The organism is Mucilaginibacter sp. R-33, from assembly GCF_049949235.1.
Taxonomy (GTDB): Bacteria; Bacteroidota; Bacteroidia; order Sphingobacteriales; family Sphingobacteriaceae; genus Mucilaginibacter.
This window is the reverse complement of sequence record NZ_CP188089.1, coordinates 4,089,700-4,103,334: the sequence shown is the minus strand read 5'-3', so window position 1 is coordinate 4,103,334 and position 13,635 is coordinate 4,089,700. Positions and strand designations below refer to the sequence as shown.

The window sequence follows — 13,635 nt, the reverse complement described above, 5'->3', positions numbered from 1 at the left end:
ACAAGACTTACGAAGTTTTTGAAACTTCGTAAGTCTGTAATAAAATGCTTCTCACGTATGACAAGCAGATTTGCTTGATAGGTTAACGCGGGAGACGAACAGGAATGGATGCGTCTCTATTTAAAACGGTGGTTTCAGTATTCGGAAATCATCTGCACATTCGCACATGTGAAATCCACACATCTAAAACTATCGTCCGGTTAGTTTCTTGATCAGGTTTGTTTCTTCCGGGATGTAGGCAGTACCATCCTTACGGAAAATATCATGGAACCACAGCTTAGGTTCTTTGCCATCAGGCATTGGGGTATCCCAGGCGTAAATGGTATTGGTTTTACCGCTTACAAAGCCCCAGTTTATAGCGCCTACGTTTTCTTTTTTAAGCATTGGCAATACCGTACCGAACAGACTGTTACGTGGACGGGCCATGTACTCGGTACAAATCAATGGGCGACCGTTCATTTTCAAAAACTGTACAGTTTTCAGGTGTTCAGCTTCAGGCGTGTAATCATGATAAGTAATAATATCCGAGTTAGCTATCTGGAATTTGTTCAGATCTTCCAGATCCCAGCGCCATACGCCTGCACTAATTGGCTGGCTTGGACTTACCTGCCTTGCCCATTTGAATACACTTTTAAGCAATGGTAATGAACGGTTGCCTTTATCAGAGTTGCCCGGCTCATTATACAAATCCCAAAGCAAAATGCGTTTGTCATTGGCAAAACGTTTCAAGACATCCTTCACGTATTTTTCAAGAACCGGCGAATTTGCCGCGTTATCAGATGCCGGTTGGCCCGGATCCTGCATCCAGCCTGAATTGTGAATACCTGGTTTTGGCTCTGGTTGTTTACCTATTTTAGGCACTTTGTTCCAGCAGTCATCAAAAAACACAAACATGGTTTTTACGCCGTGTTTACTTGAAATGGCAAGGTATTCGTCCATGCGTTTTTTGAAACCTTCATGATCCTGCTCCCAGGCTAAATGGTGCAGGAATACGCGCATCACATTCATGCCGATGCCCTGTGCATAGCCTAATTCCCTATCTATCGTTTTTGGATCGAAGGTATCAGCCTGCCACATTTCTAACTGGTTAATGGCTGTACTTGGAATAAAATCGGCACCCACCAGCCATTGCTGCTGTGCATACCATGTTTTCGCCTTCGCCTGCGACCATATTTGTGCCGGCGCCTTTTGCTGCGCCATTACCCTCATCCCCAATGGCATTGCCAAAGCAAAGGCCAATACTTTTAATTTTGTTTGCATTTATCTGTATTTAATAGTTTAATTCAGTTTATCTATTTTAATTCAAGCGTCCACGCTTACCTGCCAACCACACGCCGCCGCTCGGCTCCAGCCGAGTGGCAATTATCCCAAGGCCTCTGGCCTGCTACTCCAACTTCGGCGGCCGGAGGCCGCTTAATAACAGCCACCCGGCTGGAGCCGAGCGGCGGCGAAGATTTATTTATTTACTTCTTCTTTACCACTCTCCCTTTTATCATCCAAATTTCCGTCCCGTTCCCAAACGCATTGGTTGATGTTAGCGCAATGATGGTATCATCATTAAGCACACACAACGCATTCCAAAGCCCTTGTTTATTAAGCGGGATGTTGAACGGTGTTGGTACGCTCACAAACTCCTTAGCATCGCTGTTACCCAAAGCTACCTGCATACAGGATTGTTCCCAATTGTGATTGCGATTAAGTGTGCTTTGGTAGGATAATACCGTTTCGCCACTGTGCAGCTGCCTTAAATAGGGCGCGCCTGCATAAACCGTATCCTGCAATTTGGGTGTGAGCGCGTATGTACGTTCGGCATCATCGGGGCCAACCGTTCTTTGCCAGTTTTGACCAATACCGCTGCGAATAATTGATGGCTTAAAAGTTGCGCCGGCGTTATCCTCTATCGAAAACGCGATCTCTTTTTTTCCTTTCAGGAGGATGGGTACCGGCATGCCATCCCGGTGGCCGGGCCTGAAAGATACAATTTGAGGCTGTGTCGTCCAGCTTAAGCCGTTATCCTTCGATCGGAATATGGAAATATTCTGCTCATTTGATTTGATGTAAACGCCTTCGTTTGAAAAGAACAACTGGATCTCGCCCGATGGCAATTGAATCTGCGATGGCTCCCAGCAGCCATCGTCAAAATTGTAACGGGCTTCGTAAATCAGGCGTTCGTCCATCCATGTTTTGCCTTTATCGTAGCTTTTTTTGGTGCAGATAGCAAAGTGTTTGGTGGTATCCCAACCGCCGTTTACCTTATGCGGGCGCGGGTTGTATGATGCCAGTAACGAGTGATCTTTTAATTCTAATATTTCAGGCACCGCCATATTTACACCCGGTAGCGGTTTGGCAATTATTACAGGTTGGTACCAGCTTTTGCCAAGATCGCTGCTTGTAATACACTCAATGCCCCCGGCGCTTTCATAAACGCAAAAAAGGTTGCCATTACTCAGCTGTATCATGCGGGCGTAATTGCCGTTTTTGCTCCCCACCTGTTTTAAGGTGGTTTGATCCCAGGCAATGGTTTTGTTGTTAACGGCATTGTGTTGCCCCAGAACCATCACCGGGGCAAACACACCCATTAACCAAATGAATATCTGCCGCATAACCAATTATATTCTTTTTATTTCTGTCGATATTTTATTCGACGTCTGCCAGCCAAAAACTAAATGGCTTATCCCTGTCACAAACCAATGTTTCACCGTTAAACTCCAGTTCGGCAGCGTGGATGGACGTGCGCTTGGTTGTGTAACTGTAAGCCCCATCGGCATCAAGTCCGCCATCTTCAAAATGCTTTTTACGACCCGGATGGGTAAAGTAAATGATATAGGCATGGCCTTCACTTACTACCACATCGGCATGGGCACCTGTCGGTGTGTCTTCCGGCCGACGACCGGGCTTATCCAGCACCAAACCCTGATGCTCCCAGGTTTTGGCATCTTTTGATCTGTAGACACGTTGACCTTGCCACTCATCGGTGATCATCCAGTAATAATCTTTAAACCGGAAGATCTTTGGGCCTTCGTGTGCGCGGCCTTCAATAGCAGGTTTATCATCAGCTTTCCAGTTTACCAGATCATTACTTTCGGCAGTCATGGTGATGCTGCCAAGCTTTTGATCCTTGTACCACATGTGCCATTTGCCATCGGGCAGCTTCATGAGTGTTGGGTCTATGATGTTATGATCGGGCAAGTTCAGCGGCCCCTCATATTTCCAATCCCATAGGTTTTTACTGGTATAATGCACCAGGTGCGAATCGCCTCCCCACTGGCTGTGTACACCCTGAATGTATACTACAAACATGTGGTAAACGCCTTTGTCAAAAACTACATCGGGTGCCCAAAAGGTGTTTTGCCCGCGCTCATGCTCCAGGTTTAACGCTCCCCGGTAAACCCAGCTGTGCCCATGATCTTTCGAGGTAGCAACGCCTATGGCAGTACCGTAACAAAATGCCACTCCCGGCGATTGTACGTTGGCCCGGCGCTGGGTATATAACATTGTCCACTCTTTTTCGACTTTGTTATAAACCAAAACAGGATCGGCAGCGCCATCGTAAATCGGGTCGCGGTACAGCGGTGATGGCGGCTGATTTTTAACCGCAGCATCCTGTGCCAGGGCGGCAAAACCAGCCATCATCATTAAACAGCATAGTATTCCTTTTATCATGGATGCATTTTTCATTATTCAGCAACCGGGAAAGCCGAGATCCTTAATCTTGCTCCGCCCATAGGTACCAATGTTAGTTCTTTAGCGGGTTCCGCTGTTTTAACCGGACTTTGCGGCAATACCCCGCATAAACCTGTTTCATCTATCTTCCAACCGGGGAGTTGTTTTCCCTTTGCTTTCAGCTCTATCGGCGCGTTGGTATTGGTGAACGGATTATTATCTTTTGGCCATGAACGGTGAACAACCTCTATTGATTTTTCGGGATGTTGCTCATCTATCAGTAAACCATAATTCCATGGCGATGCAGCGTAGATATTGTAAGATGGCCATTTTTGAGGATCGGCACCGGGTTGCCAGTGCGAATCGCCCTGTGCATCTTTCAAGTTATCACCCTTGGTATATTGCTCTTCAATTTTCAACGAATAGGTAAGCGGGCCATAGCTAATACTTACACTGTTTTTGTTTTTAGCCCATTCCTTCACCTTGAGCTGCATTGGCAACTGAAGCGTTATCTTATCGCCATTTTTCCAGCTTTTAGCTAAGCGGATATAATCGCCGGTTGAGGTATTTACATCTACAGCTACGCCATTAACTTTTACCGATGCGCCTTTGCACCATTCCGGGATGCGCAGGTAAAGCGGGAAATCAACTGCTTTTGGGGTAGTAACTGTAAAGTTGATCTGATCCTGGAAAGGATAGTGGCTTGTTTCTGCGATGCTTACCGTAGTTCCGTTACCGACCTTCGCGTTCACCTTACCTTCGGTGTAAAGCAGGGCAGCTATGCCGTTATCAGGGGTAGCCATCCAGCTGTTTTCGGCATAATATACCCAACCAGCAGCGTGGTTATGCTGGCAGCAACGGCTGCCGAAAGGGTTCATCATTAAAAACGGCCCTTCATTGGCAATACCCGGATGGTGGTTTTTACCATCACTCACCACCATGTTAGGTGCAGTTAAATAGCGCAAAGCACGATAATCGGGCATAAAGGCAGCCGGGAAAGTATTGAAAGCTACGTCCTCGCAATTCTCTGCCCAGAAACGGTCGCCGGTATTGCCCAATAACATCTGGTCGGATGTCATTTGCTCTACCAAACCACAGGTTTCTACTGCCTGGCGCGGATCATCATAACCCTTACGGGCGTTTTCATCAGCACCGAACATACCGCCTGGAACCTGGCCATAGATGTCACGAATCAGTTTAAAATCATTGTATGTAGCATCCAGATCTTTTTTATCATGACTTTGCAGGTAATAAGTTGCCGGCTCACGGAAACACTGCGCTACGTTAACATTGTGCCAGTTGGGAAGGTTATTAGCCTGGCGCCAGTCGGCAGTGTTTTTGTCAAGTTTGGTAGCTAAGTCAAGCAAAAATTTATCGCCGGTGCGGTTATACAGCCAATAAACACTCAGCATATTATCCCCGCCGCGGCTGTTTTCCCAGTAATCCTCTAAAAACTTGTTATCAGGCGTAGCTAATTCATACTTAAAGTATTTGGTCATGAAAGGGATAACACGGGGATCTTTGGTGTATTCGTAATAGGATTGCAGGCACCAAAGCATAGGCATGTTAGTCCAAAGGTCACGGTTGCCGTTATGTTCAACCGCCGGACCAAAATCGCCGTTATCGCGCTGGTTGTTCAACACGGCATCAATCCAAAATTTAGTTTCGGCAATCATCTTTTTATCCTTCAACGTGTAGGCTATATCGGCATAACCTTTTAGCCAGTAGGGAAGTTCTTCCCAACCATATTCGCCTTTGCCCTCTTTATTAAGCCAGGCATTGTTGGTTTTTGAAAGCCATACGCTGATCTCGCCCAGGTTACCTGTTAAGCCGTCGCGCTGCAGCTCCATCATTTTTTTGAGCCAGCCGCCGGCTTCAATGCTACCTGTAGGCAATTTGGTAAAGTATTGTCTTTGCAAAGGGGCACGGTTGTTTACATAAAAAGCATTTGCGCCTTTGTTATCAACCGTTGTAACCGTCGTTGCTTTCACACCTTGCGCATTCACAGTTGCAAAGCCGGCACAGATCATCGCCACGGAAAGACAAACTTCCCTGCGTATTAATTTTATACTGTTTTTTATAGTCATTACGTAAAGATATTATTTCACCAGGGCAGGATCATACAATTTGCTATTGGCTTTTTGTAACAATTCAACAGGCATTTTAATAACCTTACGGTCATAAGTCATGAAGCCGTTCACTTCGCCCTCCACATCTGTTGTTTGGGTATATACAGCTGCCGAAAGGCCAACTTTAATCAATTCTTCCAGCCTATCGGTAAAGGTTGAATATCTTTTAAACAGGTCGTCGCCGTTTTTGAAGTTTTGGTAGCCCCAGTTTTTATTAGCCTGCCAGGTATGTCCGTCAACCGGCCAGCCCAAACCACCAAACTCGCCTAAAACAACCGCTTTAGTTTTACCGAAGATCTCCGGGCGTGGCATAGCCGGGTGCGGGTAGTTGTGCAAATCGACAATGTTACCGGTATCGTAGAAGTTGCCACCGCTGGCACTGTTCACCAAACGTGACGGATCTTTTTTCATTGTCCACTCGGTAATTTCAACAGTTTTAAACTGGCCCCATGCTTCGTTAAACGGAGTCCATACCACAATACATGGGTAGTTGTATAACGAGTTCATAATGGCGTTCCACTCTTTCCGGTAGTAACCTTCAGACTCAGGGGTGCGCTGCTGGTCGGTAGCACGGTCAAGCACACCCGGGCGGTTTTCCCAATGGTTGCCTAAATCGCCGCTCGGCATATCCTGCCATAGCAACATACCTGTTTTATCGCAATAAGCATAGTAACGGGCAGGTTCAACCTTAATGTGCTTACGGATCATGTTAAAGCCCATTTCCTTAAGCTTATCGATATCGAAGCTCATGGCTTCGTAAGTTGGCGGAGTATATAAGCCATCGGGCCACCAACCCTGATCAAGAGGACCGTATTGAAACACAAATTTGTTGTTCAGCAACATGCGCTGAATGCCGTTGGCATCAGCTCCAAGCGAAATTTTGCGCATGGCAAAGTAGCTGCCTACCTCATCAACAGCTTTGTTATTGCGGATAACGGCAACTTTCAGGTCATACAAAAACGGATCGGTAGTTGACCATAAGTGCTGATCTTTGATATCCAGCACGGCAGTTTCGCCGGCGTCAATTGTTTTTTCGGATACGAGGGTTTTGCCGTTCCAGGCGCTGATCTTCAGCTTATCGCCCGGTTGACTATTGGTAACTTCGGCCGAAACCGATAGTGTGTGAGCGTCAATGTTAGGGGTTTGTTTGGTGGCTTCAATGTGTGTTTTAGCTACACCTTCCAACCAAACAGTTTGCCAGATGCCGGTAACAGGAGTATACCAGATTCCTTCGGGCTTTTTTACCTGTTTACCACGCGGCTGCGGACCATCATCTGTCGGGTCCCACACGCTTACGGTAATTTCCTGCTTTGAACCACCTCTTAAATAAGGGGTAATGTTAAATGTAAAAGGATCAAAGCCGCCTTCATGGATACCGGCACTTTTACCGTTTACAAAAACTTCGGTACGCCAGTCAACCGCACCAAAATGCAGCAGTACATCGTTACCTTTTAATGTTTTATTTAAGCTGATGGTTGTTTTATACCACAACATGCTATCCTTACCAACCGTTTTACCCACTCCCGACAGGGCAGATTCAACCGCGAAAGGCACCAATATCTTTCCTTCATATTTGGCAGGCCCTGTGGTTGCTTTAGGCACTATGGCATAGTTCCATAAACCATTGAGGTTTTGCCAGTTGCCGCGTACCAATTGCGGGCGCGGATATTCGGGTAGCGGTGCCTTAGGGTCAACCTTTTCGGCCCATGGGGTAGTGATCCTGTCTTTTATCAAATGCCATTCGCCTTGCTGTGCATTGGCAGATAGATAAGTAGTAATAAAAAGAGACAGGCAAAGCGATAGTTTCTTCATCAGTTAAAAAGTAGAGATGAGTTATTATATTAATTTAAATTATTGCATAGGAAAAAAAGGCCCCGCTATGCAGCGGGGCCTGATTATAAAACTTAGTAAGTAACTTTTACCACAGGCGAGAAGATCATATCTTCCACACCGGCAACCCTAAGCCCTACACGGGCAAACACATAATTTTGCGTAGGCGTGATAGTAGGGATATTTACATTGATGCTGACACCATTCATGCTTGTTATGGCAGAACCGGCAACTTCAGTAGCAGCAATATTATCACTGCCCGATACAAACTGGGTTTTATTAATATATAACACCACCGAGCCTATATCTTTAGCATTGGCATCAGTTATAACTTTCTGCAAATCAAACACAGCGTTAACTATTTTATTGGCAGCTGTTATTTTGGCATTATTAATAAGATAATAAGGCGTTACCTCAACATCCATAGTTTGGCTGCCGCTAATGGTAACGGCTATTGTATCCCTTTTCCCGGCACTTACTTCCTTCCACATAAAAGGCCCCTGGTTTGCGGGAATAGTGAATTTGTAATTACCATTGAACAACAGTGACGAATAGCTGCCATCCTGCTGAAAAGTACCCCTGATAGGTGCATTTTTACCGAAGCCCGGCTGATAAAGCTCAAAAGGCACCTGGTTATATTCAACATTTATAGCCTGGCCTTTATATGTGAGGCGGCCGGTGAGCTTTGATGCGGGCGCTTCATAGTTGTCCTTCTTGCAACCCATGGTAGCAAGTAAGAGCCCTAATATGATATGATGAAATTTTATTTTCATGATGGTTAATTTATTAATACCTATTGATTTGGTTGCTTTACAATTTTAGGGTTTGCAGATAAAATATCATCACCAATTTGCGAATAATAGTTACCTGCCTGGAATTTATTGGCGCCCGTAACCGCACTTGGTTTCACCTCCTTAAAGATCCACTTACCATTATTGGCGTTACCCGGATTGTAGTATTTGTATGGCCATAAACCAAAAGGCTGTGTATTATGCTTGGTAGCGCTGCCGATGTTGCTAACCAGGTCGGCAACTGACATCTGGTTCCCATCCCAAACTTTGGTTGCAAGTCTCCAGCGTTTCATATCATACAAAGTGTGGCCTTCAAATGCAAGCTCAACCCTGCGCTCATGTACTATCCTGTCAAAAGTAAGTAAAGCCAAAGGAGTGGTTAAGCCTGCACGTGACCTTACCTGGTTAATATAACCAAGTGCGGTACCTGTTTGGCCAAGTTCAAAGGCGGCCTCCGCAGCATTCAACAACACTTCGGCATAACGATAACGGATAAAGTTAACGTCGCTTCCGCGGCCACGACGGCCTGAACCAACAGTTGGATCGAGATATTTACGTACATAAAAACCGGTTTGTGTACGGAACTCGAGGCCGTTAACCGGTCCGTCCTTGCCCACTACCTGTGTTTTACCTAATCCCGGTATGTCTTGTGTTATGGTAGCGTCGCCGCTGCTGATCACGGTACCATCACCAAGCTGGTAACCTGCATAAACTTCGGTTCGTTTACCTTTAAATAAGCCGTTTGGTAAAAGCACGGTACCAGCAAGCCTTGCATCCCGGCCGGCAAATGCATCAAGCTGGTTAGCGTAGTATATCGGGTTGCCTGCACCATCTTTTGTTGCAATTGGCGCATAGGTGTTATCCAGCTTTTCAAAAGCCTCAACCAGGTTCAACGACGGATTTAAACGACCTGCGTCCAAACCTTCATCAGAAATGGAGAACGGCTGATCATTAGTGGTAAACCCGTGTACTTTACCGCCGTTGGCTTTAAAGTCCTCAACAAATATAGCTTCCTGGTTTACACTGCTTTTATCAAGGAAAATAGCAGCGAAGTTATCGCTCAGGTCAGGAAGTACTTTGTATAACTGGTAGCTGCCTGCCGAACCGTTAATAATTTCCTGAGAAGCGCTCAATGCTTTGGTATAATAAGCATTAGCCTGCGTAGAAGGAATACCAACTTCGTTCCCCGGTAATGATACCTGGGGCGTGGTAGCGCCATACTTCGCAATTGAACCGGCATATAATGCAGCTCTTGATTCCATAGCTAATGCTGCAGCTTTAGTTGCCCTTGATTTTTGGTTAACATCTGCCGGGAGTATTGATTTAATAGCCTCTGCTTCGCTGATAATAAAATCATATACTTCTGATTCTTTAGCACGCGGTCTTTGAAGCGGGGTAACGTTACCGGAGTAATCATAAGCCAACGGATCGGTAATTAACGGAACGCCACCCATACGTTTAACCATTTCAAAATAATAGTTAGCACGTAAAAAACGGGCCTCAGCAATAAAACGCGCTTTATCACCTTCGGTAAGTTTGGTGGCCGCGGTTGCACGTTGTATAAAAAGGTTCAGGTCGCGAATGTAACCATAATCCCATATTGCCCATTCGCCGTAGCCCCAGCCTGTACGTTGCACAAGGAAGCTGCTGCCATTTTCTGAAGGGAAAGCCTCGCTGAAGTCAGCGAATGTGCGCCATCCCGGCTCCCTGTCACCATTTGGTGGCTGAGGATATTCTCTTGAGGGATAACCATCCAAACTTGAGAAATCGCGTTGCCTGTCATAAAGATCGCCAAGGATTGAAAGTACCAGGGCAGGGTCTGAAAATGCCAGATCTGTTGGCAGCACCTGTTTAGGCGGCACATCTAAAAATGAACTATCTTTTCTGCACGATCCCGCTACTACCGAGATTGCCAGCATTGTTATAATTGAAATCTTTTTCATTTGCTTTTAAACTTTAGGAATTAATTAAAAGGTTAAATTAACGCCGAAGTTGAGTACCTTACTTTGCGGAAACTGTAAACCATTATCATCGGTAGTTTCCGGATCAACGCCATACTGTTTCAGGTTATCAAATGAAAACATGTTGTACGCGTTAACATAAAATCTCGCTCTCCTGATCTTCACTTTCTTTAGCATATCGGTAGGCAATGAATAGCCCAGCTCTAAAGTCCTGGCCCTTAAATATCTTACACTATGCAACCAAAAAGTTGAGTTACGCTGGCCGTTTAGCTCGTAATCGCTATGACCAAAACCTGGGTTCACCCTATTTGCAGGATATTTACCCGGTACCCACGGACTGTTTAAATCAAACATATCCTGGCGGTGCCACCTGTCTTCAAATATCGAGTTCAGGTTACCATTGTTCTGGAACGCCCAGCGGGTTTCATAATTCTGGAACCAGGTATAACCTGCACCACCTGAAAAATCAGCATGGAAATCAAAGCCTTTATAAGCAGCACCAACTGTAAAGCCGAAGTTGATATTAGGCTGTGTACCATAACCGAAACCTATAGGGCGCTCGTCATACTGATCAATTTTACCATCACCATTCTGATCTTTATACATCAGGTCGCCCGGCAATAAGGTACGGTTACCTTTGCCATCGTTGTTAATAGTATAGTTGTTGATCTGTTCCTGCGACGTAAACTGGCCAATAACCTGGTAACCCCAGTCGATATGCGAGTACCTGTTTTCGGTCGAGTTACGGTATTGATCCCATGAGTTAAAGAATAGCGGGTTATAGCTTTGCAGGTTTTTTTGGCGGGTGTAGCCAAAGTTACCGCCTATATTATAGCTTGCTTTGCCAATTTTACCGTTATAGTTAAGCGAGATCTCAAAACCGCGTTGCGAATCGCTGCTCGCGTTTTCCTGCGGCAGAGAGTAACCTATTTCAATAGGTACCACAACGTCATTTTTAGTACCTAACAAGCCCGTACGTTTACGATAGAAATAATCGATAGTACCATTCAGTGAACTGTTAAACAAGCTGAAATCGGCAGCAACATCGGTAATTTTACTTTTCAGCCATGAGATACGGGTCACAGGGATCCCTTTATCCCTTGAAGTGATAACTGCGTTGCCATCAAAAATATAAGTACCCTGATTGTAGTTGTAACCCGGCAAGTAAGCGTATGGAGCCACGATAGGGTTGGCTGAATTTCCCGGATCACGGTCATCGCCTAACACACCGTATGAACCACGGAATTTCAAATCATTCAGGATACTGTTTTCACCCAATAACTTTTTCATGAAACCTTCCTGTGTGATGCGCCAGCCGGCAGATACACCAGGGAAATAACCCACACGTTTATCAGGGGCAAACAGGTATGATGCATCCCGCCTTGCCGATGCTTCTAAATAATAGCGGTTGTCATAGTTATAGTTTACACGGCCAATGTAACCTATGCGGGTTTCGGTATTATCACTATCCTGGTATTGATCGGCTGTTGGGAAGTAGATCAATGGCAGGTTATTTGAAATTGGCGAAGCATGGATCCAGTTACGTAAATGTTTTAACTCAATACGTTCGGAAACAAACGTAGCGCCAATGGTATGTTTACCAAAACTGTTGTTATAGTTAATTTGCCATTGGTAAGTTTTGGCAAACTCTTTACGCTGCTCACGTTCGCGCCATGGGTTGGTGCTGCCGCCGGTTACATCATAAGTATCGGTAGCGGGCCTGTAGGTATACGCATTGTACGTGTACTCCTGGTTATTAAGCAAATAATCAGCAATATAATAAGAATACAAACCTCTCACATTCAATCCTTTTACTCCCGGTATTTGATACTCAACGCCAAAGTTACTTTGAAGCACTCGCCAATCACTGTGATAAAGTCCTGAAAGCTTTTTATTCAGGAAGGCATAGTTTGATTCAGTATGGCCGATATCATTAAGGTATGCCGGGTTATCATTAGCATAAGGGCGCTCAAGCGGCGTATTTCTTAAAACGGCAAAACGGGCAAGGAAGTAATCATCACCACCCGGTACGCCAGGGTTTTCGCGCGTTTCGATACGGCCATTAATGTCCAGGCTTACTTTTAAACCGTTGGCCACTTTAACCGAAACGTTCGACTGGATATTTGAACGGTTAAATTTATACTCTTTACCCAACTGCGAATTTTGATAAAGGTTAGTTGCCGAAACATAATAGTTAACCCTGTCGTTACCGCCGGTAAAATTGGCATTCACCGAGTTTTGCGGGGCGTTGTTATTGGCCTTCAAAACATAATCGCGCCAGTTAAAGCTTTGATAACCTTTTTCGGTGCCGGCTTTATACTTATCAAGCTCGGCCTGGGTAATGCTGGTTGAGCCATTGCTGTTAACCTCGGCATCAGCGCGGTAACGCATGTAATCATATGAATTGGTTAACACATTAGGGAACCTGTACCAGTTTTGATAACCGGTGTAAGCATCAATATTGATGCGGGCATCGCCTGCACCTTTTTTTGTAGTTACCACAACAACACCGTTAGCCGCACGTACACCGTAGATAGCTGCCGAAGCGTCTTTCAATACCGAGATACTCTCCACATCGTTAGGAGCAAGGTTGTTAAACTGGCCTTCATCCTGCTGGATCCCGTCAATTACATATAAAGGTGTACCCATGTTACGGATCTGGATGCTGGCGCTGGCACCAGGCCTGCCTTCAGACATCCTGAAAGTTACACCAGGAATTTTACCTGCCAAACCTGTACTTACAGTTGAACCGGCATGTACGCGGTCGAGGTCTTTACTGGTAACAGTTGAAATGGCACCTGTGATAGATGCCTTCTTTTGCGTACCATAACCGGTAACAACCACCTCCTGCAAAGCCGAGTTTGTGGCACGCAAACGCACTTTTACGGCTGTTTGGCCGTTTAATGGTAATTCGAGTGTAGTAAAACCGATGTAAGTAAAAACCAAAGTGCTGTTTGCACTTGGTACGTTAATGCTGAAATTGCCTTGTGCATCGGTTGTGGTGCCCCCCTGTGTGCCCTGTACCCGTACGGCTACGCCGGTAAGTACCTGGCCGGTGGTGTCAACCACGTTGCCTGTTACCTTAATTTTATTTTGCGCGGATGCGCTAAACGAAAAAAGGAAACCGGTCATGATGAAAAAAGCGATTAGCATTACTTTGGGGCCCCACTTACTGGGCGGCCACTGCACATGAGGGTTTCCCCCATGCCTGAGTAGTAAAAATTTTCTCATAAATGATCTATTAATTGGTTAAGTTTTGAT

At 45.5% G+C, this 13,635-nt stretch carries 8 protein-coding genes; all 8 read right to left on the bottom strand.

Annotation, left to right across the window (positions count from 1 at the left end; all coding sequences use genetic code 11):
- Nucleotides 1–189 precede the first annotated feature (189 nt).
- Nucleotides 190–1,260: a cellulase family glycosylhydrolase gene (locus ACP26M_RS16895; RefSeq protein ID WP_426581659.1), complete on the bottom strand. Its 1,071-nt coding sequence runs from the start codon at nt 1,258–1,260 to the stop codon at nt 190–192.
- Nucleotides 1,261–1,463: 203 nt separating this feature from the next.
- A complete protein-coding gene (locus ACP26M_RS16890) occupies nt 1,464–2,603 on the bottom strand; it encodes a sialidase family protein (protein ID WP_426581657.1) in 1,140 nt (379 codons plus the stop codon).
- Between the two features lie 34 nt (nt 2,604–2,637).
- On the bottom strand, nt 2,638–3,663 hold the full coding sequence (locus ACP26M_RS16885; RefSeq protein WP_426581655.1) for a family 43 glycosylhydrolase: 1,026 nt from the start codon (nt 3,661–3,663) through the stop codon (nt 2,638–2,640).
- 14 nt (nt 3,664–3,677) lie between these two features.
- The gene (locus ACP26M_RS16880; RefSeq protein ID WP_426581653.1) at nt 3,678–5,750 is read right to left on the bottom strand and encodes a beta-L-arabinofuranosidase domain-containing protein; all 2,073 of its coding nucleotides are present in this window, start codon (nt 5,748–5,750) and stop codon (nt 3,678–3,680) included.
- 12 nt (nt 5,751–5,762) lie between these two features.
- Nucleotides 5,763–7,604 carry a glycoside hydrolase family 2 protein gene (locus ACP26M_RS16875; RefSeq protein WP_426581651.1) on the bottom strand — a complete coding sequence of 614 codons (1,842 nt, stop codon included), beginning with the start codon at nt 7,602–7,604 and terminating at the stop codon, nt 5,763–5,765.
- A 92-nt stretch (nt 7,605–7,696) separates the two neighbouring features.
- A complete protein-coding gene (locus tag ACP26M_RS16870) occupies nt 7,697–8,395 on the bottom strand; it encodes a DUF3823 domain-containing protein (RefSeq protein ID WP_426581649.1) in 699 nt (232 codons plus the stop codon).
- Nucleotides 8,396–8,415: 20 nt separating this feature from the next.
- Entirely contained in the window at nt 8,416–10,356 is a 1,941-nt protein-coding gene (locus tag ACP26M_RS16865) for a RagB/SusD family nutrient uptake outer membrane protein (protein ID WP_426581647.1), read from the bottom strand.
- 24 nt (nt 10,357–10,380) lie between these two features.
- A complete protein-coding gene (locus ACP26M_RS16860) occupies nt 10,381–13,605 on the bottom strand; it encodes a SusC/RagA family TonB-linked outer membrane protein (RefSeq protein WP_426581645.1) in 3,225 nt (1,074 codons plus the stop codon).
- Between the last annotated feature and the right edge of the window lie 30 nt (nt 13,606–13,635).

What these genes read in the sequence shown, in the direction of transcription:
- ACP26M_RS16895 (WP_426581659.1), bottom strand. Translation starts at nt 1,260, where the DNA reads ATGCAAACAAAATTAAAAGTATTGGCCTTTGCTTTGGCAATGCCATTG.
- ACP26M_RS16865 (WP_426581647.1), bottom strand. Translation starts at nt 10,356, where the DNA reads ATGAAAAAGATTTCAATTATAACAATGCTGGCAATCTCGGTAGTAGCG.
- ACP26M_RS16880 (WP_426581653.1), bottom strand. Translation starts at nt 5,750, where the DNA reads ATGACTATAAAAAACAGTATAAAATTAATACGCAGGGAAGTTTGTCTT.
- ACP26M_RS16890 (WP_426581657.1), bottom strand. Translation starts at nt 2,603, where the DNA reads ATGCGGCAGATATTCATTTGGTTAATGGGTGTGTTTGCCCCGGTGATG.
- ACP26M_RS16875 (WP_426581651.1), bottom strand. Translation starts at nt 7,604, where the DNA reads ATGAAGAAACTATCGCTTTGCCTGTCTCTTTTTATTACTACTTATCTA.
- ACP26M_RS16860 (WP_426581645.1), bottom strand. Translation starts at nt 13,605, where the DNA reads ATGAGAAAATTTTTACTACTCAGGCATGGGGGAAACCCTCATGTGCAG.
- ACP26M_RS16885 (WP_426581655.1), bottom strand. Translation starts at nt 3,663, where the DNA reads ATGATAAAAGGAATACTATGCTGTTTAATGATGATGGCTGGTTTTGCC.
- ACP26M_RS16870 (WP_426581649.1), bottom strand. Translation starts at nt 8,395, where the DNA reads ATGAAAATAAAATTTCATCATATCATATTAGGGCTCTTACTTGCTACC.